General features: G+C 45.2%; 17 protein-coding genes. 9 read left to right on the forward strand and 8 right to left on the reverse strand.

What is annotated here, in order from left to right; all coding sequences use genetic code 11:
- Both BACPLE_RS09550 and BACPLE_RS09555 read right to left on the reverse strand, forming a co-directional pair.
- Complete coding sequence (locus BACPLE_RS09550; RefSeq protein ID WP_007561273.1) at positions 1 to 2163, reverse strand: S46 family peptidase; 2163 nt, start codon at positions 2161 to 2163, stop codon at positions 1 to 3.
- Complete coding sequence (locus BACPLE_RS09555) at positions 2163 to 4334, reverse strand: S46 family peptidase (RefSeq protein ID WP_007561275.1); 2172 nt, start codon at positions 4332 to 4334, stop codon at positions 2163 to 2165. The genes BACPLE_RS09550 and BACPLE_RS09555 overlap by 1 nt, the downstream gene beginning before the upstream one ends.
- Before the next feature lie 175 nt (positions 4335 to 4509).
- Between BACPLE_RS09555 and BACPLE_RS09560 the strand changes: the two genes are divergently transcribed.
- Positions 4510 to 5205, forward strand: coding sequence for a DUF4369 domain-containing protein (locus BACPLE_RS09560; RefSeq protein ID WP_022054774.1), 696 nt, complete (start codon positions 4510 to 4512; stop codon positions 5203 to 5205).
- A 44-nt stretch (positions 5206 to 5249) separates the two neighbouring features.
- Here BACPLE_RS09560 and BACPLE_RS09565 read toward each other — a convergent pair whose 3' ends face one another.
- From BACPLE_RS09565 to BACPLE_RS09585, 5 genes are read right to left on the reverse strand one after another with little or no spacing between them, the layout of a single operon-like run.
- Positions 5250 to 5999 (reverse strand): lysophospholipid acyltransferase family protein, encoded by a 750-nt coding sequence (locus BACPLE_RS09565; RefSeq protein WP_007561279.1) that lies wholly within the window; start codon positions 5997 to 5999, stop codon positions 5250 to 5252.
- Between the two features lie 14 nt (positions 6000 to 6013).
- Complete coding sequence (locus BACPLE_RS09570; RefSeq protein ID WP_007561281.1) at positions 6014 to 7183, reverse strand: metallophosphoesterase; 1170 nt, start codon at positions 7181 to 7183, stop codon at positions 6014 to 6016.
- Between the two features lie 14 nt (positions 7184 to 7197).
- Positions 7198 to 8103 carry a vitamin B12 dependent-methionine synthase activation domain-containing protein gene (locus tag BACPLE_RS09575; RefSeq protein ID WP_007561283.1) on the reverse strand — a complete coding sequence of 302 codons (906 nt, stop codon included), beginning with the start codon at positions 8101 to 8103 and terminating at the stop codon, positions 7198 to 7200.
- A 10-nt stretch (positions 8104 to 8113) separates the two neighbouring features.
- A complete protein-coding gene (locus BACPLE_RS09580) occupies positions 8114 to 9454 on the reverse strand; it encodes a dihydroorotase (protein ID WP_007561285.1) in 1341 nt (446 codons plus the stop codon).
- A gap of 9 nt (positions 9455 to 9463) precedes the next feature.
- Positions 9464 to 10210 carry a polyprenol monophosphomannose synthase gene (locus BACPLE_RS09585; RefSeq protein WP_007561286.1) on the reverse strand — a complete coding sequence of 249 codons (747 nt, stop codon included), beginning with the start codon at positions 10208 to 10210 and terminating at the stop codon, positions 9464 to 9466.
- Positions 10211 to 10606: 396 nt separating this feature from the next.
- On the opposite strand from BACPLE_RS09585, the gene coaW reads away from it, so the two are divergent.
- Entirely contained in the window at positions 10607 to 11443 is an 837-nt protein-coding gene (gene coaW / locus BACPLE_RS09590; RefSeq protein WP_007561288.1) for a type II pantothenate kinase, read from the forward strand.
- Positions 11444 to 11487: 44 nt separating this feature from the next.
- Here coaW and BACPLE_RS09595 read toward each other — a convergent pair whose 3' ends face one another.
- Positions 11488 to 13653: a tetratricopeptide repeat protein gene (locus BACPLE_RS09595; RefSeq protein ID WP_007561290.1), complete on the reverse strand. Its 2166-nt coding sequence runs from the start codon at positions 13651 to 13653 to the stop codon at positions 11488 to 11490.
- Between the two features lie 320 nt (positions 13654 to 13973).
- On the opposite strand from BACPLE_RS09595, the gene BACPLE_RS09600 reads away from it, so the two are divergent.
- The 7 genes from BACPLE_RS09600 to BACPLE_RS09630 all read left to right on the forward strand — a co-directional run bounded on the left by BACPLE_RS09600 (position 13974) and on the right by BACPLE_RS09630 (position 26263).
- Positions 13974 to 14591 (forward strand): hypothetical protein, encoded by a 618-nt coding sequence (locus BACPLE_RS09600; protein WP_007561294.1) that lies wholly within the window; start codon positions 13974 to 13976, stop codon positions 14589 to 14591.
- A 26-nt stretch (positions 14592 to 14617) separates the two neighbouring features.
- Entirely contained in the window at positions 14618 to 15175 is a 558-nt protein-coding gene (locus BACPLE_RS09605; RefSeq protein ID WP_040312802.1) for an RNA polymerase sigma-70 factor, read from the forward strand.
- A 4-nt stretch (positions 15176 to 15179) separates the two neighbouring features.
- Positions 15180 to 16148 (forward strand): FecR family protein, encoded by a 969-nt coding sequence (locus BACPLE_RS09610; protein ID WP_040312803.1) that lies wholly within the window; start codon positions 15180 to 15182, stop codon positions 16146 to 16148.
- The gene (locus tag BACPLE_RS09615; RefSeq protein WP_007561300.1) at positions 16138 to 18570 is read left to right on the forward strand and encodes a TonB-dependent receptor; all 2433 of its coding nucleotides are present in this window, start codon (positions 16138 to 16140) and stop codon (positions 18568 to 18570) included. The genes BACPLE_RS09610 and BACPLE_RS09615 overlap by 11 nt, the downstream gene beginning before the upstream one ends.
- A gap of 84 nt (positions 18571 to 18654) precedes the next feature.
- A complete protein-coding gene (gene mfd, locus BACPLE_RS09620; RefSeq protein ID WP_007561303.1) occupies positions 18655 to 22023 on the forward strand; it encodes a transcription-repair coupling factor in 3369 nt (1122 codons plus the stop codon).
- A 133-nt stretch (positions 22024 to 22156) separates the two neighbouring features.
- Positions 22157 to 23443, forward strand: a complete 1287-nt coding sequence (locus BACPLE_RS09625) for a histidine-type phosphatase (RefSeq protein ID WP_007561304.1) — start codon at positions 22157 to 22159, stop codon at positions 23441 to 23443.
- Positions 23444 to 23608: 165 nt separating this feature from the next.
- A complete protein-coding gene (locus BACPLE_RS09630; RefSeq protein ID WP_007561306.1) occupies positions 23609 to 26263 on the forward strand; it encodes a TonB-dependent receptor domain-containing protein in 2655 nt (884 codons plus the stop codon).
- The last annotated feature ends 29 nt before the right edge of the window (positions 26264 to 26292 follow it).

Below are 26292 nucleotides of genomic sequence, written 5' to 3' on the forward strand. Positions count from 1 at the left end.
TTATCGGATGATAGTCATTTCTTTGAGCAAATGAGAAGCACCGGCAAACTTGTCAATGATGAACAAGGTATAGCGGATGTCTACACAAGCCGCACGTTGCAGTTGCGGGTTGTAGGCAATGTCACCGGTCAGTCCCTCGTAGTTGCGGTCGAATCCGGTACCGATTAGTTCCCCTTTCGCGTTGAATACCGGAGAACCGGAGTTACCTCCTGTGTTGTCTGTCGCAGTGGCGAAGCAGACCGGCATTCGTCCGTCGGGCATGGCATAGGGACCAAAGTCTTTCTTTTCATACAACTCTTTCAGCTTGGCTGGTACCACAAATTCCGGATTGTTCGGGTCCTCCTTTTCCATCACTCCTTTCAAGGTGGTATAGTAAAGGTATTCCTTTCCGTCAGCCGGTTCGTAAGAGCCAATCTTTCCGTAAGTCAATCGGAGAGTAGAGTTGGCATCCGGATAGATAGGCTGTCCGTTGGCTTTCTTCATTTGCAATACACCTTCTACCCAAGTCTTGTGAGCTGCGTTGTATGCATTGGTTTCCTCCTGCATGGCATCGCTGGTAGCCTGGTATCCGTTGCGTACGGATGCGGCATATCTCACCATCAGGTCGTTTTCCAGTTGCTGTGCATCGGGCTGCTTCAGAAACTCATCCAGTGCTTCCGGACTTCTGAAAATGGACTGGTTGAAGCAGGCATCCACAAACGCATCGGTATTTCCCTGGAAATCCTTTTCGATGGTCTGGAATATGTCAATCCGTTGGTTAGCCGGAATCAGTCGGGCATACAAGGCAATCAGCTGTTTGGAGACTTTACGGTCGACTTCCGGATTGTAGTCCTTGTTGAAGAACTTCTGGCCGGCTTCCTTCAGGGCAGCTACGGCTTCGTCAATGTCTTTCTGTTTCTGGCCTTCCAGTGCCACTCTCAAGGCATCCGTATCGGGTATTTTAAAGAATTCAGTTCCCAGCATCAAGGCTTCGTAAATCGCCTGCTGGTGGTACACTGCATCGTGACGCTGTGCTATAATCTGCTTGATGCTTTCGTAGGCTTTCCGGTAATTATCATTTCCGATAGAATCTCCGAAAGCTAACAATTGTTCCTGCTCCCGTTTCTTGCGGTCTAGTACTTTCAGACGTACCAGTCCTTCGTTCATACCGATGGCATTTTTCCAGTAGTTGGCCGATGAAGCATACTTGGCTGCATACTGGATACGGGTACGTGCATCCTTAGCCATTTCTTCTCCCAACACCCGCAGGCGTACGCCGCGAATGGTGTCGCGCATGAAGTTGGTAGTCTGCATGCGTTCTTCCACCTCATCGCTGATCATGTAACGCCAGTTGCGTCCGGGGAATCCCATCACGAAGGTAAAGTCACCTTCCTTCACTCCTTTCAGGTTGATGGCAATGTGTTTCTTTACTTTCAAAGGTACGTTTTCGGCACTGTAATTGGCTGGCTTTCCGTCCTTGCTGGCATAGATACGGAAGATAGAGAAGTCACCGCAGTGGCGGGGCCACATCCAGTTGTCGGTATCTGCTCCGAACTTACCGATGGAAGAGGGAGGAGCACCTACCATACGCACATCCTTGTAAGATGTCTTGACAAACAGGTAGTATTTGTTGGCTCCATAGAACGGTTTCAGTTCCAAAGTCGTAAATTCGTTGGTACGGATACGTTCCTTTTTGGCAAACTTTTCAGCCACCTTGGCTAAGAAAGAAGGAGAGAGGTAGTTGGTTCCGTCCGGGTCTTTGGACTTCTTCAACTGCTTCTGCACGTATTCCGTTACGTCAAGTATCCGGTCGATAAAGGTCACGTTCAGTCCTTCACACGGAAGCTCCTGTTCACGCGTCATCGCCCAGAAGCCGTCGGTCAGGTAATCATGTTCCACTGAACTGTGCTGCTGGATGTAACCGTATCCGCAGTGGTGGTTGGTCAGCACCAGTCCTTCCGAGGAGATGACTTCCCCCGTACATCCGCCTCCGAAATGCACTACGGCATCTTTCAGGCTGATGTTGTCCGGGCAGTACACCTGGTCAATGCTGATGTCCAGTCCTAAATCCTGCATCACGGCAGCATTCTGCTGTTTCAGGTCGGTCAGCATCCACATCCCCTCATCCGCATGAGCGGTGAGGGAAAGTGTGGCAAATAAGGATAATAATAACTTATGCTTCATTATTCTACAATTGTCATTTCATCAATCAGGTTCTTGCAGCCTCCCAATTTTTCTACGATGAACAGCACGTAGCGAATATCTACGGCAATACAACGCTGGAGGTTATTGTCGAAGTTGATGTCTCCGGAAAGAGATTCCCAGTTACCGTCGAATGCGGCTCCAATCAGTTCACCGTTTCCATTCATGACCGGAGAACCTGAGTTACCGCCAGTGATGTCGTTGGTGGTCAGGAAGCAAGTCGGCATTTCCCCGTTCGGCAGTGCGTAGCGTCCGTAGTTCTTCGTAGCATACAACTCTTTCAGCTTGGCTGGTACCACGAATTCCGGATTGTTCGGGTCTTCTTTTTCCATTACCCCTTTCAGTGTAGTGTAATATTTGTAGTGTACACCGTCTTTCGGATCGTAAGCCTTTACGTTTCCGTAAGTCAGACGAATCGTAAAGTTGGCATCCGGAGCTTTCGGAGTCGGTGCATACATTTCGCAAAGACCGCGTACGTAAGTCTTGTGCAGCAGGTTAATGTCACCGTTGGCTTGATCCAGCTTGTCTGCCAGTTCCTTGTATTTCTTGTTCACTGCAGCAGCATATTCAGCCGACAAGTCCTTGTTGATTGCTTCTACAGTAGGATTCTCGATGAAAGCGTTGAAGTTCTTTTCATTGGCGAAGATGCTGTTGTTGTAGAGGGCATCTACGTAAGCATTGTAATCGCCCTTGAATGCATTCTTAACAGTCTGATAGAAATCAGGCAATGCTTCAGCCGGTACTTTTTCTGCATAAAGCGGCAGCAGTACTTTAGCCACCTTGCGGTCTACTTCATGGTCATAGTCCTTGTTGTGGATGTCAGCGTAGGCTTCTTTCAGGGTAGCGATGGCTTTTTCTACATCTTTTTTCTTGTTCTTCTGCAGGGCAGTAGCCAAGTCCTGAAGTGCTTCCATCTTCGAAGTCAGGGTAAATTCGATACCGCTTCTGAAGGTTTCAGTGAAATAAGTCAGCTGTGTGCGCAGCGGAGTAACACGCTTCACGTATTCGTCAATTTTTCCTACTACGGCTGCATAGTCAGCATTCTGTTTTTCTTTGGCAAAAGCAGCAAATTTAGCTTCCTGTTCTGCCTTTGTTTCCAGAACCTTGTTGTCCACAATGGCCTTGTTCATACCGATGGAGTTTTTCCAGTAGTTGCTTGAACCGGCAAACTTGCTGGCATACTGGATACGTACCTTGTCGCTGGCAGCCATTTCCTTACGGAGAATATTCTGGCGTTCTTCGCGTACGGTGATACGCGGCACGTTGATGCCTTCCATGCGCAGGCGTACTTCACTTTCTGTCAGGTAGCGGCTGGTGCTTCCGGGGAATCCCATAATCATGGCATAGTCGCCTTCCTGTAATCCCTTCAGTGAAATAGTCAGGTGTTTCTTTACTTTCAAAGGCACATTCTCTGCGCTGTATTCAGCCGGATTACCATCCTTGTCGGCATAGATACGGAACATAGAGAAGTCACCTGTGTGACGCGGCCACATCCAGTTGTCGGTTTCACCTCCAAACTTACCGATTGATGAAGGAGGAGCGGCTACCATACGCACGTCGCTGTAAGTCTTGATAAAGAACAAGTAGAATTTGTTACCTTCATAGAACGGAAGAGCCTGTGTAGAGATGCCCGGTTTGCCTTTCAGGTCACTTTTCTTCAGTTCGTCGGCAGCCAGTTTCTTCAGGTATTTGCTTCCGAAAGATTCTGCTTCAGAAACTTTTCCTTTACGGATGTCTTCGTTTACTTTTTCCGTTACATCCACAATACGGTCTACGAATTTGAAGGTCAATCCCGGTGTAGGAAGTTCTTCCTGATAACTTTTTGCCCAGAATCCGTCGGTCAGGTAGTCATGTTCCACCGAGCTATGTTGTTGGATGGCATCGTATCCACAATGGTGATTGGTCAGAATCAATCCGTTGGGTGAGATAATTTCACCCGTACATCCGCGTCCGAAAATTCCGACAGCATCCTTTAATGTAATTTGGTCAGGGTTGTAGATATCCATGATATCCATTTTCAGTCCTTGCGCTTTCATTCGGTCCGCAAGGTTCTGCTCCTGCATGAGCTGGAGCAACCACATTCCTTCATCGGCCTTGGCCGGAGAGAATACAGCACAAACAAGTGCGAGTGCGAGTACTTTCAGTTTTTTCATTGTTATGTATAGTGTTAAAATATAGATTGCACAAAAATAGTAAAAAAACGCACACCATTCTCACACGGCTCACTTAAAAGGTAATAAACCACTATCTTAGTATAAATTTTGATAATATATTTCGGCGCTTCCTTGAAAGATTATACCTTTGCCCACAAATTTAAAAGGTTTCAGCATGTATAAACTTTATTTTTTCCTGTTGTGTGCCATGCTTTGCACCTCTTGCAGTAAGAAATATAAGATAGAAGGTACTTCGTCTGTTTCTATGTTGGACGGTAAAATGCTTTTTATAAAAATCCCGGTGGGTGATAAATTGGTCAACATTGATTCGGCAGAAGTAATTCATGGCTTATTCGAAATGCAGGGAAAGGTTGATTCCACGGTTTTAGCTTCGTTGTATATGGATGATGAGTGCATCATGCCTTTAGTGATAGAACCGGGCCACATTGATATTCAGATAGACAATGCGGGAATTACCATCAAGGGGACTCCATTGAACGACTGTTTCAATGATTTTGTGGTACAGAAAAACTCGCTCGATGACCGTGCTTACGAAGTAGAGCGCGAGGAAAGTCGCATGATTATGGATGGAAAGGATTTGCAGACGGTGCATCAGGAAATCCAGAAAAAACGTGACGAGATAGCTACGGAGATGAACCAGCTGGCCAAGACTTTTATTCAGGACAATTACGAGAACGTATTGGGACCGGGATTGTTCATTATGTTGGGTAACAGCATGCCTTATCCCTTCATGACTCCGCTGATGCAGGAAATCGTTGACGCGGCTCCTGAAGCGTTCAAGAACAATTACATGGTGAAGGAATATGTGTCTGTGGCACGTGAAAATATGTCGCATGCTCCCCTTCATTAAAAAGAAAATCGGGTAAGAAATTCTTCCTACCCGATATTTATTTTTTATTCTCCACTTTTCTTTTCTCCTTTGTATTTTTCCGGCAAACCTTTTTCAATGGCCTGATAGGATTCTTCCATCAGCATGGTCTGGTTTTCTTGTCCTTTTCCTTGCGGATAGATGGGCTGATGGATGGTCAGCTTCAACGGATGCCAGGAGAGCAGTTTGCCCGTGCGTGGCAGAATATCGAAAGAACCGCTGATGCTCATCGGTACGACCGGAAGTTGCAACTGGTCAGCTAGCAGGAAAGCCCCTTTCTTAAACTCGTTCATGCGACCGGTAAAGGTTCTTCTGCCTTCCGGAAATACCACGAGTGAAGTACCTCCTTGTAAGATTTTTTCTGCACGCTTGATGGTTTCATACACTTTGCGTGGACTGGATTTGTCTACAAAAATGAAACCGGCCGATTCGCAGGCTTTTCCGACGAAAGGAATGCTGCGCAGGCTTTTCTTCATCATCCATTTAAAGTTTCTTCCCAGGAATCCGTAGATAAGGAATATGTCGAACGCTCCCTGATGGTTGGCTACGAATACATACGATGTTTTGTGGTCAATGTTTTTGTGTCCTTCCACTTTCACCGGAAGCAGAAACAGAAAACAAGTGAGTTGTGACCATATTTTCCCTGGGTAATATCCCCAGAAGTGTCCGTTGCCCAGCCAGCATCCCAGCATGGTGGTCAGTGCGGTCAGAATGGTCATCACAAGAAAAATGGGAAGCCCGATACAGATTTGATAAATGATGTATAAGAATCTCATAAGTGTGATAGATTTTATTGGATTGATTTGTTATTTCCTTTTTTTAATGTGAGGACGGTAATTTCCGGCCAGGCACCCAGCCGCATGGGGAACAGCACATAGCCTAACCCAATGTTGACGTATAGTCCCCGGTTGCCTTCCAGATACATACCTCTGTGTTCCGGATAGATAAACTTGGACACTGAAAAGCCGAACAGACTGATTTGCATGTCGTGGGTATGACCTGACAAGGTAAGCTGTACCGAGGTCTCCGGAAGCACTTTCCGGCGCCAGTGTGTCGGGTCATGACTTAGCAGGACCTTGAACATGCCGTTTGTGCCTTGTAGAGCCTTGGGTAAGTCGCCTCTGTCAGGGAAAGGTGGTTTCCCGCTGTTTTCCACACCAACTATAGCAATGGAATCAGTACCTTTATATATAATACGGTGGTCATTTTGCAGCATGAACCATCCCATACGGTTTTCGCGTGCAATCAGGCTGTCTACGTTAGCCAGACGGGCCTGCTCGTTTTCCCATTTTACATAGGAACCATAGTCGTGATTACCCAATACGGAATACACTCCGTCGCGCGCTTTCAGTTGTGAGAACACAGCCATAAATTCCAGCAATTCGTCAGCGCGACTGTTCACGAGGTCGCCAGTGAATACAGCCAAATCGGCATCTTGCCGGTTGCAAATATCGATGGCTTCCTGAAGTGCCTTTCCATTTCCTTTCCAGCTTCCAGAGTGGATGTCCGACAATTGCAGAATGCGATAGCCATCGAATGCATCCGGAAGGTCGGGCGAGTAGAATGTAACTTCTTTTACTTGAAAATTTTCCTTTCCCTTAATGGCTCCAAACAATACATATCCGAAAGCAAACAATGCGGGTGCCAGTGAAATCCATCCATGAGGAATAGGGCGCTTTATCAATCTTCTGATCAGTTTCAGCAGAATACTGGTCAGCATGAATATCATTTTAGGAATAGTGAAGCATAGAGCAACAATCAGGTAAGTCCCAAAATATTCATGTAAACTGTCATGTCCAACAAGGAAAACTACTAATGCGAGCAATAGTAATAAGGTGGGCAGCCAGTAGGCACGTTTCCACTTCTTATCGTGCAGGCTGGTCAAATAGGTCTTGTATATATACCAGTCGGGTAGCAGAAACAAGGCCAAAAATATCAGTGACACTCTTAGTAGAATCATATTTGCTATTCATTTTAGGGTTGCAGATTGGCTGCGAGGTATTTTCGCAGTACGTCGGCATCTATATTCCGGCGGGAAGCGTAGTCCATGAGTTGTTCCTCGTCTATTTTTCCAACCGAAAAATAGCGTGAAGCCGGATGGGCAAACATCAGTCCGCATACCGAGGCATGAGGTTGCATCATTCCGTTCTCTGTCAGATGTATGCCGATGCGTTTCATGTCAATAAGCTTGTCGAGCAGAAAACTGACTGATATGTCGGGCAGGGAAGGATAGCCCACAGCAGGACGTATGCCCTGATAGTCTTCATTGAGCAGCTGTTTCATGGTCAGCTTTTCGTCCTTGGCGTATCCCCATACCTCTTTGCGCAGGGTTTCGTGTATCTTTTCAGCAGCGGCTTCTGCCAGTCTTTCCCCAAGTGTTTTGATGAGCAAGGACTGGTAGTCGTCATGGCTGAATTCTTCTTCCATGGCCGGATTGATGGTCGTGGCGAATCCTCCTACCGTATCCTTGATACCGGAAGAAAGGGGACGGACAAAGTCACTCAGGCAGAGAAACGGGTCGTCGGGGCGGACGCGGGTCTGCTGGCGGAGCAGAGGAAATAAAGTGCCCTCTAACCATAGGTTGTCGCCCTCGGCATTGGCTTCCATCAGGCGATAAATGGCATAGACCTTGTATTTCCCGTCGATTTTGTTCAACATGCGTACTGCTTCTTTGTGCAGTTGCATGGCTTCGGCAGCTTTGGCGCGTTCAGCTTCGGGAAATGAAGCCAGCCACCCGGCGCGGCAGGCATCACAGCCATGAATGTCGGCAATGGCTGCGTAGCGTGGCTGAAACCCCCATGCGTGGAAAAAATAAATCCAGTTGATGTATTCAGCCAGGTCGTGTATGTCGTAACGGACGGTCGTGATGTCTGTTTTCATTCGCTTTCTTTTAACGTTCAAACCGAAGGGCTTGTCCACGGTGCGCTTTGTTTACTGTTCCATTCTCATAAACTACTGTACCGTTGACAAATGTCTTTTCTACCTGTGCATGGAAGGTACGGCCTTCCATCGGACTCCATCCACACTTGCTTTCAATGCAGTCGGTGGTTACAGTCCATTCTTTATGTGGATTCAGCAGAACAAGGTCGGCCTGATAGCCCGGTCGGATAAACCCTCTTTGGCTAATCTGGTAAAGCTGGGCCGGTGCGTGACACATTTTCTGAACTAACTGTTCGATAGACAGGACACCTTCGTGTACCAGTTCGTAGATGCTGACCAATGAGAACTGCAGGGTCGGCATGCCTGATACGGCTTTCAGTGCTCCTCCTTCTTTTTCACTCAACAGGTGAGGTGCATGGTCGGTAGCGATGACGTCAATCAGGTTAGTGCTCAGAGCCTTTCTCAGCGCATCACGGTCGGCTTTTGTCTTGATGCTGGGATTACACTTGATGCGTGCCCCTAGTTGCGCATAGTCTTCATCGCAGAACATAAGGTGCGATACGCAGGCTTCTGCCGTAATTTTCTTTTCTTGGAGCGGGCGGTCTTCTAACAGACCCAATTCACGTGCCGTGCTGATGTGAAGTATGTGCAGGCGGGCACCTGTTTCTTTCGCCAACTGTACGGCGAGTGCCGAAGAATGGTAACAGGCTTCCTCGCTGCGTATCAGCGGATGGAAAGAAATGTCCAGATCTTCGCCATATTGCTGTTTGAAACGTTCGGTATTTTCGCGGATAATCTGCTGGTCTTCACAGTGAGTTGCAATCAGCATACCAGCCTCGGAGAATATTTTTTTCAAGGCTTCCATGCGGTCGACCAGCATATTCCCGGTGCTGGCTCCCATAAACAGTTTCACACCGCATACGTGTGTTTTGTCCAATGCTTTCAGCTGGTCGGCGTTGTTGTTTGTGGCTCCGAAATAGAAAGAATAATTGACAATACATTTGGTAGCCGCATCCTTAAACTTGTTTTCCAATGCCTCCAGGGTTGTGGTCTGCGGGTTACAGTTGGGCATGTCCATGAACGAAGTTACTCCTCCAGCCGCAGCCGCAGCTGTTTCGGTAGCCATGTCTGCTTTGTGAGTAAGTCCCGGATCGCGGAAATGCACATGGTCATCTATCACTCCTGGCAACAGAAAGCATCCTTGTGCATCAATCTCTTCTTCACAGTCGGCAGCGGGTTTGCCGTCTCCTTCAATGACTTCTTGTATCTTTTCTCCTTCAATCACCACAGAACCGGCAAAGCGGCGTCCTTCATTTACGATGATTGCATGATGTATCCACGTACGTTTCATAAATACTTCTTAATTAGCATGTTTAGGATATTTCTTGAACCAGCTGTCCCATTTCAGTTGGATGACACCGAATACGGCCTCCCCAAAGATGCTGCTGTTCATTTTGGAAGTACCTAATTCGCGGTTGATAAAGATAACAGGTACTTCTGTAATATGGAAACCGCATTTGTAAGCGGTAAATTTCATTTCAATCTGGAAAGCATACCCTTTGAAGCGGATATGGTCCAGGTGGATGGTCTCAAGTACTTTACGGCGGTAACATACAAAGCCGGCGGTGGTGTCATGAATGGGCAGTCCGGTAATGAACCGCACATATTTAGAAGCAAAGTAGGACATCAGTACTCTTCCCATGGGCCAGTTGACCACATTTACTCCACTTACGTAGCGTGAACCGATGGATACATCAGCTCCCTCTTCATGGCAAGCCTTGTAAAGTCTTGGCAGGTCATTGGGGTTATGGCTGAAGTCGGCATCCATTTCAAAAATGTAGTCATATCCCTTTTCGATAGACCATTTGAAGCCGGTAATATAAGCAGTTCCCAGCCCGAGTTTGCCTTTTCGTTCAATCATAAACAAACGTTCGGGAAACTCTTTTTGGAGACGGCGTACGATGTCGGCTGTTCCGTCGGGAGAGTTGTCTTCGATGACTAGAATGTGGAATGTTTTCTCAAGTCCGAATACCGCCCGGATTATATTTTCGATGTTTTCCTTCTCATTGTAAGTAGGAATAATCACAATACTGTCACTTGTCTGCATGGTGTTTCATTTATATCTTTGCAAAGATAGAAATAAAAATGTGATTCCTTTTCGTGCTCCGAATTTTTCTTTCCAAAAACGCAAGTGCGTTTAAGAGCAAACGCCTAAGTGTTTTAGTTGAAACACAAGTACATTTTGAATCAAGCGTAAGTGCGTTTGATTCAAAACGCTTGGACGTTTGGGAACATGCGTTTAAGTGCTCTTGAAAAGTCTTGAAAATAAGCGTTTTTCTTTTCGGAACTTTGCAAAAAAGCAAAGTGTCTTTTCATTCGAAAGTGGGCTACATAGGGAAAGGCTTTCAAATTTTTATAAAAAAAGTAACAGAAGTGTCTGCTTTCCCGAAAAAAGTTTGTAGACTTGCGCCCATATTGTAAAAATAGCAAAATCTTATAAGTTATGATAATAGGAATAGATGTAGGAGGAAGTACCACCAAGATTGTCGGGGTGAAAGACGGTGAAATTAAGCATCCGATGTTTGTGACTGCCAAGGACCCTGTCACTTCGTTGTTTGGTGCATTCGGAAAATATATATACGACCATTCCATCCAGCTTTCGGAGGTGGAGCAGGTAATGCTGACCGGAGTGGGAAGTTCATACATTCAGCAGCCCTTGTACGGTCTGCCTACGGCTCGTACGGATGAATTTATCGCCAACGGCCTGAGTGCACAGTATGCCACGGGGCTGGACCGGCTCATGGTGGTGAGTATGGGAACGGGCACTTCCTTTGTGAAAGTGGAACACGATGTGATTCGCCATGTGGGCGGAATCGGTATCGGGGGAGGTACACTGATGGGATTGTCGCGTCTGTTGTTGCATACGCAGGACATTCTGTGGGTGTCAGAACTGGCTGGAAAGGGTAATTTGCAGAACGTGGACTTACAGATTCAAGATATTTGTCAGACTTCCTTGCCCGGATTGCCGCTTGATGCCACGGCTTCCTTGTTGGGAAAATTAGATAACAATGTATCTCCCGAAGATTTGGCTTTGGGCTTGATGCACATGGTATTGCAGTCCATCGGGCAGGCAGCCGTACTTTCAGCATTGGAAATGGGAATACGTGATTTTGTGCTGATTGGCAATCTGACACAATTGCCCCAATGCCGTCCGGTTTTCGATACCATTGCGCAGATGTACGATGTGCGTTTTATCATTCCGGCAAGCGCGGAATATCAGACGGCCATAGGAGCTGCATTGGCTTATATCAAAAAAATAGAAACAAGTCCGGTAGGGTGATAAGCTTTATCGGACTTGTTTCTATTGGTATATCTTATGTGCTGTTATTTCTGGCGCAGGATATCGGCCATCAGGTAAACCTGACTATCTGACAGACCCTGTGCCGTCAGCGCATCTTTGTCGGCCAGGAACTGTGAGATGAACTCCTCGTCCGATTTGCAGGCCGTTTCCGCTTTCCGGTAGTGAATTAGTGCCTGAGGTATATTCCCCATAGCCAGATACACGTGGCCTGAGTTTAGCCAGTCATTGGCTTGTGGGTTTTCCAAAGCGAGCAACTTTTCATACATCCGGACAGCTTCTTCGTATTTCCCGGACATGAAGTAGCACCATCCGATGGCACGCCGTGCCTTTTCCGGATGTGTTTCCAGGAATTCTACCTTATAGAAAACCTTAATGGCCTCCGGATAATTCTTCAGTGCCGCAAGGCATTGTCCGGTTTGCATCAGGATGTGCAGGTTGTCTGGATCGAACTCAAGCACTTTCTGAAAGCAGAAAGCTGCTTGAGAGTAATTACCCGACAATTTGTGACACTGTGCCAGATGCTTGAGTGTCCATAAATGGTTGGCCTTTAGTGCGTCTGCCTGCACGTATGCTTTTACCGCTTTATCATAAAGCTTGTTTTTCTGGTAGGCGAATCCTAGTTTTTGCCAGGTTTCTGCATTTGCCGGATCTTGTTGAGCCAGGCTTTCATAAAGTTCGGCAGCTTCTTGCATGTATCCCTTTGAAAAAAGATATCCGGCAATCTGGTTGTGATACGTTCCTTTCAGTATCAAGGGGCGGAGCAAGGTGTTGTTCCAGAAGTCCAGTTTTTCACGGAAAATGTCTTGCATTTCCTGTTTGAATCTCCATAATTTATAAAACCGGTATAAATTGTGGATATATTGCCGTTGTATGGCATTGATTTTCTGTTCTTCCGGATTTTCACTTGTTTCCAGTTCCTTGGGAATCAATTCTTCTCCTTTCATGTGCGAACGCATGAATGTCTGCTGGTCATGAGGCAACGACTGCATGGCCAGACAGAAAGAGAATTTATCGGAATCGCAGAACATCTGTGAGTTAATCATGAGTCCGAACAACGATTTTTCATTGAATTCCTTGTCTTTGAAAATCTGGTATAAATCGGGCACTTTCATGCTGAACAGGTAAAACCAGTGGGCTGCTTCCTGAAAGAACGGGAAGGTCTTGAGTTGTGAAAAGGCAGTCATGTAGGTATCAGCTCCTTCCATTTGCAGCTCTCCTAATTCACGAATGTGGCTGTTTATTTGTTCCATGTCCTTCTGCCATTCCGGATTGAGGTCTTCGATGTCTTCTATCTCAATGACTTTTGACTCTGAATTTCTGAGATTGGGATTGCGCATCATCTGGGGAATAATCTCCTCCCTCATTTTTTTATCTATTTTCTCCGTTTCGCGTGAAAGAAGGAAAATAATCTGTATATCGTGCAATTGTTTCAATGCTGTAGGGTCATCTTCCATCAGCTTCAAGGCAGAAACCAGTTCCGGATAGAGTTTAATCCGGTCAGTCTGGAAATAGGTGGCAAGAGCAATTCCTGTCAATGCCCGCTGGGTAACAGCCGGTTCTTGGGTTTGCTGATAGGCTGTGAGTAACAGCAGGAATTTTCGGCTGTCAAAGAGCTGAAGCAGATTGAGCGTGACGGCACTCATCATTACTGCTTTGTCGTTGGTGGCCATAGACGGAGAAAGTAGAAGTTCACGGGCTTCCTGATAGTCTTCTTCACTCCATTGTGTAGATACCCATATCTTATTGAATAATTCATCGACTGTATTTTTGTGAAGCGTGTAGCATTGTAATTTTTGAGCCTCTTCTTCCTCTGTGTTTTGGGGAGTGGCAGACGTGTGCTTAGCTGCTTCCAGCATGAAGCCGATTTCCTTGAATGAGTGTGGAGGAGTTTGAGAAAATTTACGGAATTTATCGGCAAAATAGCCATACGCTTTTTCCCAGTCTTTCAGGAAATAAGTCTTGTCAGCCAGTTCATATCCCTTGCAAAGTAACTGGTTATAAATTGTTTCACGTTGTGGGTCCTGTGTGCCCATTGCCATGTATTGAAGCATATATTCATAAGTCGTCTGTTGGGTTTCAATCTGCGACTTTAGTTCCCAGTTATTAAGCGTGTTTGCCGATTCCTTAATTTGGGTAAACGCTTCTTTTAATCTTTTCTCGTTTAACAGTTGAATGATTTCCTTATGCATGATGTCGTTTCAGAAGTCTTATAAAATACAATCAGAAAAATACCTTAGTAAAAAACTTTTTCCTGTAGACAAAAGTAATAATTATTTCTCACTTTTTGCCGGTAGAATATTGATAAATGAAAAAAAATCAGTTACAGATGTTTTTATTTAAGCTTCATTATCAGGTATTTAATGGGATGTGGAGATTTTTTTTCAAAAAAAATGATTTTTCGGATAGGGGTTTTACCTAATAACTGCGTTATGAAGACAAAACCACCAGGCCGGGTGAAACAACAGAGAATTAGACGTAAGACTTTTTAAAACTAAAAAAACTAGACATTATGAAAATTCAATTGATTGCTTTATCTTTGTGTATGTTGGCAAGTACAAATCTGGTAAAAGGACAGGGTTTTACTCCTTCTGAAAATAAACACGAAATACGTTTGTCTGTCAGTGACGGGTTGACTCAGGGTACGGTAGATATACTGGGAATGGGATTAGTTGATGCAGTGACAGGAAGCAAGCGGACCGATGAAAATTACAGTCTGGTATATGGCTTTGGCTATCGCTATTCTTTAGGGCGTTTCAAGGTAGGAACTGATTTGGGCTTTTCTACTTCCAGCAGTAAGTTGGCATTGGCGGGTGAGCAGACTCCTTCATTGAAAGAAAGCAATGTAAACTTCCTGGTTCTTCCTGCTGCTGAATTTGTATATTATAAAAGAGGCTTGTTTGAATTATATGGAACAGCGGCAGCCGGTGTAAACCTGAGTCGTCACAAAGAAACAGCTTTGACGGAAACAGGAAAAAAGGCCGCAAAGAAAGCCGATTTGAGCACTTCTTTTGCTTACCAGGTAAATCCGATAGCCTTGCGAGTAGGAAATGACCGGATTGGTGGTTTTGTAGAAGCAGGATTAGGAAATAAAGGCTTCTTGACAGCAGGTGTAAGTTTGAAATTCTGATTATTTGTATTGACAGAATCATGATAATGAGTGCCGATAGAAAGGACATATTCAAATCTCGGTTTCAGGAACATTATTCAAGGCTGTGCCGTATAGCCTATGGATATGTTTCTGACCAGGATGATGCGGAAGATATTGTGCAGGAACTGTTTATCAGCGTATGGAACAAGCGTTTGGATGATATGCCTGAAAAGGAGTTTGCTGCCTATATGACGACTTCCGTGAGAAACAGTTGTGTATCCTTTCTGCGGAAGCGTAGGGATGATACGGTGTCGATAGACGCATATCCGGCTTCTGCCAGTTGCATGCCGGACGAAGGTCCAGAAGAAGGTAAAACCCTTCAGGACATAATGGAATCGGCGCTAGATACTCTACCTGCCAGATGCCGGGAAGTTTTTTTGCTGGCTAAACTCCATGGACTGAAATATCGTGAAATTGCTGAAAAACTGGAAGTGTCAGAGAAAACAGTGGAAAATCAGATGACAAAGGCTGTCAAGTTGCTTCGTATGTATGTGGCAGAGCATGGAGCACTGCTGGTGACAGTGGCTGTCATTATATTGTCCATTATTATAAATTGTGAATAAGACTATGAGTAACAAGGAAGATATCAACCAACTACTGGCCCGCTATTTTACGGGTGAAACGCTGAGTCTTGTTCAGCAACAGGAACTGGATGCATGGATTGCGTCGCATCAACAGGAATTTGAGCAGATGCGCAGATTGATGAATGCTCCGATGGAGGCTTCTGCAGAAATTCATTTTGATGCGGGTAAGGCCTGGCAAAAAATCGAGCCGCGCCTGGAAAACCGGAAACGGATAATGGCATTTGAACGTAAAATTACCTTTTTCCTTTCTGTGGCGGCTTCGTTGCTGGTGCTGCTAGGTATCGGTGCTTTTTATCTTTTCCGTACACCGACGGAGGATGCAACAATGTATTACGCCAATGCGGAAAATTCGGTAAAACAGGTACTTCTTCCCGATAGTTCAGAGGTTATGTTATATCCTGAAGCTACATTGTCTTATTACTATTCGGATAAAGGTGAAGGAAGAATGGCAGCGTTGAAAGGAAAGGCTTTCTTTCAGGTGAAAAAAATGCATGGGATTCCTTTTAAGGTAAAAACCGATTTCCTGGATGTGGAAGTGTTAGGTACCTCGTTTTTGGTTGACGTAGCACGGAAAGAAAAAGCCGGGGTGTTTGTAAAAACCGGAAAGGTACGTGTAGAGGCAGCTGAACATGAAGTTGTGATTCAAGCCAATGAAAAGGCAGAACTGAAAGATGGCATGTTGAAAACGGATACGATTCTTCGTCCACAAGAGGTGTTCAATATGGATGATTCGGTACTGGTTTTTGAACAGACGCCTGTCACCGAGGTCGTAAAGATTATTCAGGAAAAGACGGGTATACAGATTGATTTAGCCAAAGGTCTGGAGAAAAATCAGATTACGACCCGGATAAATATCGATGAACCGGACATAGCCGGAGAACTGGCTTTTCTTTGTGGATGTAAATGCGAGACATTGGTGAAAGGAAAACATTACAGATTATATGAAAAGTAAATGGCTGTTCCTCTTGCTGTGGATGTGCGTGATAGTACGGCCGGAAGCATGGGGACAGGAAGTCAAATCAGCGAATACGGTAGCGGAAGAGTGGATACAGGTGAGCTCCTCTTCCGCTACCGTATTGCAGTGGTTTGAATGGATTGAAAAAAGTACGGGAATCGTATTGTCATATAATCCGGCACAGATGGAACTGGGGGATGTATGCCGGATAGAGCATGGAGGAAAAATGACTGTGGAGACACTTGTGCGTCGCATTCTCTCCGGTTATCAGGTGAAAATTGCTGTAGTACCTCCTCGGAAGCTGGTGATTCATGCACGGAAGATTGAAAGTTATGATGTCAGCGGTACGGTGTCCGAAGAGGACAGCGAAGAACGTTTGTATGGGGCGGTCGTTACATTGGAGGATAAAGATGGAAAACAATGGAATACTATTTCGAACGGGAAAGGTATTTTCCGTTTGCATGTACCCGAAGGAACATACACGTTGAAAACTTCTTATATGGGCTATGCTCCGCAGTCACAGTCGGTTAAGGTAACGAGAGATTGCTTTGTGCGTACTTGTCTGAAACCGTTGTTGTTTGAGATAGAAGAGGTTACCGTGGAGTCGGGTAAACGGGAAAATGAATTGGGAGAACTGACTCCATCCAACTTGCTGGCTTTTAGTGGAGGTGACTTGTTTTCACAGATATGGATTCTGCCGGGGGTGACTTCTTCCTTGGCTGGCCAGAATTTTATGGTTGATGGAGGAGGATATGGTGAAAATCAGCTACTGCTGGATGGCGTGCCGGTTTTTCATCCCGGACATTTCAGTTCGCTTTTACCTGTGTTCAATGGAGATGCTGTGAAGAATATGGTCTTTCATAAAGGTTTTTTCCCGACTCCTCTGGAGGGGCGTATTTCGTCGGTCACGGAAGTTAATTTGAAAGAAGGAAATAAAAAGGAGCATGTACGTACATTGACGTTGGACATGCCGGCTGCCTCCGTCATGCTCGAGGGACCGATTATCAAGAATAAACTATCGTACATGGTTGGTGCACGTAGAAGCTGGCTGGATTTCTTTGACAGTCTTTTGTCGGAGGAAAATCGTTTGAATCACTCTACTTATGATTATAATGCCAAGTTATCGTATAACTTGTCTCCTGTTACCACGATGAATTTTCTGGCCTACGGTGCCCGGGATGATTTTCATTTACCCATCGAGGAAAACGGAGAAAATGTGTCAGTGTTGCGTTGGGACAATCAGGCCTATCAGCTCTCGTTTGCCACGCAGAAGGGAAGATTGGGAAATTCGACAGCAGTGTTTTATTCAGCTCATACCAATCGGGCTTATATGGGAGAGATAAAAGAGGATACGGACGGATATATACATAGCGGTATCAAGTCGCTCAACGTGACGACGGATTTTAGCTATTCGCTGGAGAATCTTTATCATGCGCGCTGGGGAGTGAAATATGCGTATGAAGTCTACGATTTGGTGTCGCAAGGTGAGGAGATGCGGGTACGGCATGAACCGGTGAATCAAGTGTCGGTTTATTATGACAACCTGTTGCGTATTTCTCCAGAATTCTCAGTACAGGTGGGTGTGCATGGAGTAGCCTATTGCCCACAGCACCACCGGTCGTACTATAGTATTCAGCCACGTCTGTCGGTAAAATACTTCCCGTCGGAAAGAAATCTGCTTTATCTGAACTTTTCGAAGATGGAGCAATTTTATCATTTCCTTCGTTTCGACAGCTTCTCTTTGCCCACAGATTTCAGAATGCCCAGCATTGACGGTTTCAAGCCTCGCTCTTCCGAGCATTATGAGATGGGTTGGAAACATTTTATGGATTCGGGACAGTGTGAAGTCTCTGTGTACTATAAAACAAGACGGAATGTGCTGGCTTTGCGCCCGGACACGTGGGTTGAAGATGAGAGCTGGCAGAAATACTTGATGGTAGGAAATGGAGACAGTTATGGGGTAAAGGGATATTTGTATCAGCGTTGGAAGCGTTGGAGCCTGCAACTGTCGTATGCTTACTCCCGAAGCCGAGAGTGGTTTGGTGAATTGCCGGAAAAAGGGAAGGTGCCCTCTTTGTACGATGTACCTCATCAGTTGGGAGGAGCTTTGTCGTATCAGCTGACGACTCGTTCTTCTTTCTCTGTTGGAGGGATGTTGCGTTCCGGAAAAGTCCGGTTCTTGAATGAAGATTATGAGCCTTTGTCGGTGGAAGATTTTCGTGAAAAGCGTGAGCCGCTGAACTACCGGGTAGATGTGGGCTATTCTTACCGGAAATCATTCGGTGAGAAATTGCTGTTGCTTCGTTTGGGCGTGTATAATGTCGTGGGAAACCCTTCCGAAGAGGATATTTTGAGTTTTTATTCCGTGCACTGGAGAGGAAATTGTTTGCCGTACGGAAGCATCAGCTTCAAATTTTAAGGAAGAGTTGCTGCGGTATTCTTTGTTTTTTGTGCGCATATTCAAACGAGATTGCTTATTTTTGCAGCATCTATTGATGAGACAATGAGTATAAAAGAGCTTCAAGAGGTATATGCCCAGCATCCTAATGTGGCAGGCTTGGCTTCTTTACGTAAAAATAAGGATATAAAGACTGTTTATTTGGAAGGCATGCACGGTTCGTGTGCTTCCTTATTTGCTTCGGCATCGGTCAAGACGATGCCGGGAATTCATGTGTTTATACTGAATGATTTGGAGGAAGCCGGGTATTTTTATCATGACCTGGTACAGGTAGACGGAGAGGCTGATATTCTGTTTTTCCCGTCTTCTTACCGTCGTGCCATCAAATACGGACAGAAAGATGCAGCCAATGAAATTCTTCGCACGGAAGTGCTGAGCAGACTGGAGCAGAAGAAGCCGGTCACGGTAGTTACTTATCCGGAAGCTTTGGCAGAGAAAGTGGTTTCACGGAAACGGCTTTCGGATGCGATGCTGACCCTGAAAGTGGGACAGCAGGAAGATACGGTCAAACTGATGGAGACGCTTTCCAAGTATGGGTTTGAGCATGTGGACTATGTCTATGAGCCGGGACAGTTTGCCTTGCGCGGCAGCATTCTTGACGTGTATTCTTTTGCATCGGAATATCCGTACCGAATTGACTTTTTCGGAGATGAGATTGATAGTTTGCGTACGTTTGAAGTAGAGACTCAGTTGTCAAAAGAAAAGAAAGATTCTATCTGTATTGTACCTGAACTTTCGGGAACGGAAGGAGCAGATATCTGTTTTCTGGATTTCGTGGATAAAGACGCTACGTTGTGGGTAAAAGATTTGCTTTGGGTACGTGAACGCATTCAGGCCGTACACGATGAGGCAGTTTCTCCTCAGGCACTGAAAGCGTATGAAGGCGAGCAGACGGAACTGATGAATTTGTCCAAAAAACTGATTGACGGAGCCGAATTTACGGTGCGTGCCCTTGATTTCTTCCGGATAGATTTCGGACATAAGGCCTTAGGAACTCCGCAGGCACGCTTGTCGTTCGAGACCTCCGTACAACCAATTTTCCATAAGAATTTTGATTTGGTTGCAAGTTCTTTCACCGATTTTCTGCAACGGAAATACCGTCTGTATATCTGCTCGGACAGCATGAAGCAGACGGAACGTCTGAAAGATATATTCAAGGAAAGAGGCGATGACATTACCTTTGAACCGGTAGACCGTACGTTGCATGAAGGGTTTGTGGACCATGCGTTGCGGATTTGTGTGTTCACGGACCATCAGATATTCGACCGTTTCCATAAATACAACCTTCGCAGTGATAAGGCACGTAGTGGAAAAGTGGCATTGTCGCTCAAGGAACTGAATATGTTTGAACCGGGCGATTATGTGGTACATATCGACCACGGTATCGGACGCTTTGCAGGACTGGTGCGTATTCCGAACGGGAACACTACGCAAGAAGTCATCAAACTGGTATACCAGAATGAGGATGTGGTGTTTGTATCCATTCATTCATTACATAAAATCTCCAAGTACAAAGGAAAAGAAGGAGAACAGCCCCGTATCAGTAAGCTGGGCACAGGAGCCTGGGAAAAAATCAAGGAACGGACGAAGACTAAAATCAAGGATATTGCCCGTGATTTGATTAAACTTTATTCTCAGCGTAAACAGGAGAAAGGGTTTAAATATAGTCCGGACAGCTTTTTGCAGCACGAACTGGAGGCCAGTTTCTTGTATGAAGATACTCCGGATCAGTTAAAGGCTACTCAGGAAGTAAAGGCGGACATGGAGAGTGATAAGCCGATGGACCGTCTTGTCTGTGGCGACGTGGGTTTTGGTAAGACAGAGGTCGCTATCCGTGCCGCATTTAAGGCAGTGACTGACAACAAGCAGGTGGCGGTGCTGGTGCCGACTACGGTACTGGCTTATCAGCACTTCCAGACTTTCAAGAAACGTTTGGAGGATATGCCTTGTAAGGTGGAATACCTGAGCCGGGCACGTACGGCAAAGGATACAAGCCGTATTCTGAAAGAGCTGGCCGACGGTAAAATCAATATCCTTATCGGTACGCATAAGATTATTGGCAAAAGTGTCAAATTCAAGGATTTGGGTCTGCTTATCATTGACGAGGAGCAGAAGTTTGGCGTAAGCGTGAAGGAAAAGCTTCGCCAGTTGAAGGTCAATGTAGATACGCTGACACTGACGGCAACTCCTATTCCGCGTACCCTTCAGTTCTCTTTGATGGGGGCCAGAGACTTGTCTGTCATCCAGACGCCTCCTCCCAACCGTTACCCTATTCAGACAGAAGTGCATACATTCAATGAAGAAATTATATCCGAAGCCATCAATTTTGAAATGAGCCGCAACGGGCAGGTTTTCTTTGTGAACAACCGTATTCAGAATCTGGTGGAGCTGAAGGCGATGATTCTGCGGAATATACCGGATTGTCGGGTATGTATCGGGCATGGACAGATGCAGCCGGAAGAACTGGAGAAGATTATCTTCGACTTTGTCAATTATGATTATGATGTATTGTTGGCCACAACGATTATTGAGAGTGGAATTGACATACCTAATGCCAACACCATCATTATCAATCAGGCGCAGAATTTTGGATTGAGCGACTTGCATCAGATGCGCGGACGAGTGGGACGAGGCAACAAGAAAGCATTCTGTTATTTGCTGGCACCACCTTTGTCGTCGCTTACACCGGAAGCCAGACGTCGCTTGCAGGCCATTGAGAATTTCAGCGATTTGGGTAGTGGCATTCACATTGCCATGCAGGATTTGGACATCCGTGGAGCTGGAAATATGTTGGGTGCAGAACAGAGTGGTTTTATTGCTGACTTGGGATATGAAACTTATCAGAAGATTCTGAATGAAGCGGTTACAGAACTGAAGAATGAGGAATTTGCCGATTTGTATGCCGAGGAAATCAAAGCGGGCGAAGAAAAAATCAGCGGAGAGGAGTTTGTGGATGAATGTACGGTGGAAAGTGACCTGGAGCTGCTCTTCCCGAATGAGTACATTCCAAGCAGTAGTGAGCGAATGTTGCTGTATCGTGAACTGGATAAACTTGAACTGGATAAGGATGTGGAAACCTTTAAGGCCAAGCTGGTTGACCGCTTCGGGAAAATACCGCCAGAAGGGGAAGAGTTGTTGCGTATTGTTCCATTGAGACGTCTGGCTAAGCGTTTGGGCGTGGAAAAAGTGGTATTAAAGGCAGAACGGATGACGCTCTACTTCGTCAGCAACTTGGATAGTCCGTATTATCAGAGTATGGCTTTCGGCAAGTTTATTGATTACATGGCCAAGAATCCTCGTTATTGCAATCTGAGAGAGCAGAACGGACGGCGCAGCATGGTGGTATCGAAAGTGACAGATGTGAAGAGTGCGGTAAGCATCTTGCAGGAAATTGTCAGCATAGAAGCAAAGTAGCCGTTTTCTCAAAGTAATGACAAGAGGATTTCATTTCTGTTTCATGGGAAGTGTTTTCATGATTTTCCAAGTTGCATAAGAGAGGATTAAGTGGAGTAATGGTGTAACTTCACGCCTAAAATTTGGAAAATATATGAAGAAAAGAGGATGGATTGTGCTGTTCCTGGCTTTTCCTTTGTGGGTGCAGGGACAAAGTGCACGTGAGGAGATTGGAAAGAATCCGGCATTGGCTGCAGGAAAATATTATGCTTATCAGGCTCCGGAGGAGAAGTTGACTCCGGCTCCTGCTGGATATGAACCTTTTTATATATCCATGTTTGCCCGGCATGGCTCCCGGTATCTTACAAAAGAGAAGAAATATGCTGCGCCGTTGTCACTCCTTCTTGAGGCAGACGAGGAGGGAGTGTTGACCCCAGATGGAAAGCGTGTGCTGAAGGTGGTGGCTTCTCTGGCCCAGGAGGCAGAGGGACGTTATGGAGAGTTGACTCCGAAGGGAGCACAGCAGCATCGGGAGTTGATAGACCGGATGTTCCACCGTTACCCTGAGGTGTTCAGTGACGGTACGCATGTGGATGCACGCTCCACATACAAGACCCGTGCTTTTCTTTCCATGGCTGCCGGATGCGTGGAATTGAAAGGTTTGAACCCTAAACTAAATGTTACGACACAGACCAGTGAAGCGGATGCTTATTATATAAAGTATAAGAATCCTTTGTATGAAGCACAGCATTTGGAGAATGTGGATTCTGTGTATCGTGCTGCCGATAGTGTTTATGTACATCCGGAACGATTGATGAAACAGATTTTCCGTGACTCTGTTTATGTGGAAAAGCATGTGGATGCCGCAAAACTGATGATGGACTTGTTTGAACTTCATGGCATCAGTCAAAGTAGTTACAAGCAACCGGATCTTTCTTTTTTATTTACTCCCGAAGAACAATATGATTTGTGGCAGCGGAATAATTTTGAATGGTATTACGAAAAAGGGCCTTCTCCGTTGAGCGATGCGTGCATGTATAAGCTGGAAAGAAATCTACTGAATAATTTCATAGAAACAGCCGATACGGTAATTGCTTCCCGGAAAAATGCAGTGACATTACGTTACGGGCATGACACGAACCTGGCTCCGCTGGCTACGTTGATGGGGATAAATGCACTGCAAAAGGAAACTGCCGATTGGAATAAAATAGCGGATACATATCGCACTTATCGCCTGATTCCGATGTGTGGTAATGTTCAGCTTATTTTCTATCGAAAACGAGGTAGTCAGGATATTTTGGTGAAATTGCTGCTGAATGAGCGTGAAGTCGCACTCCCTTTGCAGACAGATGTCTCACCTTATTATCATTGGAACGATGTAAGGGAATACTGGAAGCGGGTTGTAAAAGGAATTTCCCTTCCAGAGAGTAAGGATAAATAATCGTATTTGTAATATGTTTGTAAAAAGAGGTATTTGCGGGTTGAACCTGGAAGTACCTCTTTTTTATTGTAAAGGATATTGGGTGTAAATGTAACACAATAGAAATCTCTATGCAATACCTATGAAAATCATACGGGATACTTTTGCGGCAAATAAGGAAAGCAAATGAAATCTAAGATTGTATTGGTATTGTTATCACTGATGTCGGCTGGAGTTCAAGCTGGTGTGATAAAAGGTAAAATTAAGGATGCACAGACTGGAGAGGAGATTATAGGTGCATCGGTGATTGTAAAGGAAGACCCAGGAAAAGGAACGGTAACCGGATTGGACGGAAGTTTTAATCTGTCGGTGAACAGAGACAAATATACGCTGGTCTGTTCTTATGTGGGCTATAAAAAATATGAAGTTAGCATAGCAGCAGATAAGAAAGAAATTGTAATTCCTTTGAAAAGTGACGACGTCGCTTTGGATGAAGTGGTGGTGGTAGCTTCTAATCCGGGAAGAACGGAAGCTGGTGCAAGAGGTATCGAACGTCAGGCTATGAACGTGGTGAATGTGATGAGTGCGAAGGCGATAGAGCTTTCTCCGGATATTACGGTAGCCAACGTGATTCAGCGAATGTCTGGTGTGACAATTGAACGTAACAGTAGCGGTGAAGGACAGTATGCGATTCTTCGTGGTATGGATAAGCGTTACAACTATACCTTGGTAAACGGAGTAAAAATTCCGAGTCCGGACAACAAGAACCGTTTTGTACCGCTGGATATTTTCCCGTCAGAAATGCTGGACCGTTTGGAAGTGACCAAATCTTTGACTGCCAACATGGAGGGTGACGGAATCGGTGGAGCTGTTAATCTGATTATGAAGGATGCGCCTTCTGAACGTCAGTTTACAGCGAATCTGTCAACCGGTTACAATGCAATGTATTTTGACCGCGATTTCCAGTCGTTCAATCATGGAGCGATTGTGAAGAAATCTCCTTACGAGCAGATGGGCATGCCGGAAGACAGCCGTGTGACAATGGATAACTTTACGACAGATAATTTGCGGATGAAATGGAACAAGCCGTTGCCCGATTTGACTGCCGGATTATCTTACGGTGACCGCTTCTTTAACAATAAATTGGGTGTGATGCTGGCAGGTAGTTACCTGAATACGTATAGAGGAAAAGAAAGCCAGCTGTATTATCAGCCGGGAACAACCCACAATGGTATCGAATACCGAAATTATTCTTCGCAACAGACTCGTATCGGGGCACATGCCAAGCTGGATTATCATATCAATGCCAATCATAAACTGACCTGGTACAATGGATATATGGATATGAGAGAAGCAGAAGTACGTGACGGGCATGACGATAAGGAAGGAGCTGTACGTATGAAGTGGAATCATCAGTATATTATCAATTCCACGCTGAAAGGTGAGCATGCCTTTCTGGAAGGCGGTGTGCTTCGTTTGAATTGGTCGGCTGTACTTTCAAAGGCATACAGTGAAACACCGGATAATGCGGAAATCTTTTTTCTGGGTAATCATGTACAGACTTCTGGAGCAGCAATCCGCCGTTGGGAACATAACTCCGATAAGGACAAGGCAGGATACCTTGATTTGATGTATAAGTTGAAACTGGATGGAGGTTCTGTATTCGACTTCTCGGTAGGAGGTATGTACCGTGATAAGAAACGTGACAGCTTTTTCAATGAATATACTTTCAATTCTGCAACGGGAGTGAAAGATCCGCAGTATCAGGGAGAGGACTGGAATAACTACGATGAAATCTTGTTTACCCCGCTTAAATACGGTAACATCAGTGACCCGTTAAACTATGATGCCACTGAAAAGATTGGTGCAGGATATGGAATGGTGAAATACACATACCAGAAATGGGAATTTATTGTCGGAGTTCGTGTGGAACATACCAATCAAGGTTACACTTTGAAGTTCCCTACAGAAAATACAGATCCTGAAGGATACCAGAAATATACGGATGTATTGCCGAGCTTCCATGCAAAATATGGAGTACATAAAAATGCGAACCTGCGTTTCTCGTATGCCCGTTCCATCAATCGTCCCAGCTTCTTTGAGATTGTTCCTTACAGCATTATCAATGAAGATTATAAAGAAAAAGGAAATCCGGATTTGAAGCATACGGTAGCCGATAACCTCGATTTGCGTTATGAATTCTTCCCGAAATCATCCGAGCAGTTCATGGTGGGTATGTTTTACAAGAAACTGAAGAATCCGATTGAATACGGATTGCTGAACGAAGGACAGGATACCTATTATAAGCCGATGAATTTTGGTAATGCTACCAACTTGGGAGTAGAAGTGGATGTAATGAAATATTTTAACTGGTTTGGAATAAAAGCCAATTATACTTACACGCATTCTTCCATTACGACCGAAAAGCGAATTATGGATGGAAATGATGTGAAGGCATGCACTCAGACACGTCCGTTGTTTGGTCAGGCTGCCCATGTAGCTAACCTGTCATTGCTGTTCAAAAGCACCAAATATGGCTGGGAAGGACAGATTGCCGGAAGTTATACCGGAAAGCGCTTGAGCGATATTTCTAACTGGTATGATGATGATATTTGGGAAGATGGCTATATGCAGTTGGATGCTTCTGTAGAGAAAAGTTTTAAGAACGGTATCAGCCTTTTTGCCAAGGCATCTAACTTGCTGGATACTCCTTTGCTTCGCTTTATTCAGAGTGGCCCTCGTACGGAGAATGTCAATTCCGAACGTAATAATGGCAATGTGATAGAACGTAAGGAATGGCACGGACAGTCATTTATGCTGGGAATCAGATACAAACTATAATAAAGAGATAAAGAACTATATTGACTAAC

It is taken from the genome of Phocaeicola plebeius DSM 17135, from assembly GCF_000187895.1.
GTDB classification, from domain to species: Bacteria; Bacteroidota; Bacteroidia; order Bacteroidales; family Bacteroidaceae; genus Phocaeicola; species Phocaeicola plebeius.

Bases quoted from the DNA above. Each gene is read 5' to 3' on its own strand.
- BACPLE_RS09550 (WP_007561273.1), bottom strand. From the start codon at position 2,163: ATGAAGCATAAGTTATTATTATCCTTATTTGCCACACTTTCCCTCACC.
- BACPLE_RS09555 (WP_007561275.1), bottom strand. From the start codon at position 4,334: ATGAAAAAACTGAAAGTACTCGCACTCGCACTTGTTTGTGCTGTATTC.
- BACPLE_RS09560 (WP_022054774.1), top strand. From the start codon at position 4,510: ATGTATAAACTTTATTTTTTCCTGTTGTGTGCCATGCTTTGCACCTCT.
- BACPLE_RS09565 (WP_007561279.1), bottom strand. From the start codon at position 5,999: ATGAGATTCTTATACATCATTTATCAAATCTGTATCGGGCTTCCCATT.
- BACPLE_RS09570 (WP_007561281.1), bottom strand. From the start codon at position 7,183: ATGATTCTACTAAGAGTGTCACTGATATTTTTGGCCTTGTTTCTGCTA.
- BACPLE_RS09575 (WP_007561283.1), bottom strand. From the start codon at position 8,103: ATGAAAACAGACATCACGACCGTCCGTTACGACATACACGACCTGGCT.
- BACPLE_RS09580 (WP_007561285.1), bottom strand. From the start codon at position 9,454: ATGAAACGTACGTGGATACATCATGCAATCATCGTAAATGAAGGACGC.
- BACPLE_RS09585 (WP_007561286.1), bottom strand. From the start codon at position 10,210: ATGCAGACAAGTGACAGTATTGTGATTATTCCTACTTACAATGAGAAG.
- coaW (WP_007561288.1), top strand. From the start codon at position 10,607: ATGATAATAGGAATAGATGTAGGAGGAAGTACCACCAAGATTGTCGGG.
- BACPLE_RS09595 (WP_007561290.1), bottom strand. From the start codon at position 13,653: ATGCATAAGGAAATCATTCAACTGTTAAACGAGAAAAGATTAAAAGAA.
- BACPLE_RS09600 (WP_007561294.1), top strand. From the start codon at position 13,974: ATGAAAATTCAATTGATTGCTTTATCTTTGTGTATGTTGGCAAGTACA.
- BACPLE_RS09605 (WP_040312802.1), top strand. From the start codon at position 14,618: ATGAGTGCCGATAGAAAGGACATATTCAAATCTCGGTTTCAGGAACAT.
- BACPLE_RS09610 (WP_040312803.1), top strand. From the start codon at position 15,180: ATGAGTAACAAGGAAGATATCAACCAACTACTGGCCCGCTATTTTACG.
- BACPLE_RS09615 (WP_007561300.1), top strand. From the start codon at position 16,138: ATGAAAAGTAAATGGCTGTTCCTCTTGCTGTGGATGTGCGTGATAGTA.
- mfd (WP_007561303.1), top strand. From the start codon at position 18,655: ATGAGTATAAAAGAGCTTCAAGAGGTATATGCCCAGCATCCTAATGTG.
- BACPLE_RS09625 (WP_007561304.1), top strand. From the start codon at position 22,157: ATGAAGAAAAGAGGATGGATTGTGCTGTTCCTGGCTTTTCCTTTGTGG.
- BACPLE_RS09630 (WP_007561306.1), top strand. From the start codon at position 23,609: ATGAAATCTAAGATTGTATTGGTATTGTTATCACTGATGTCGGCTGGA.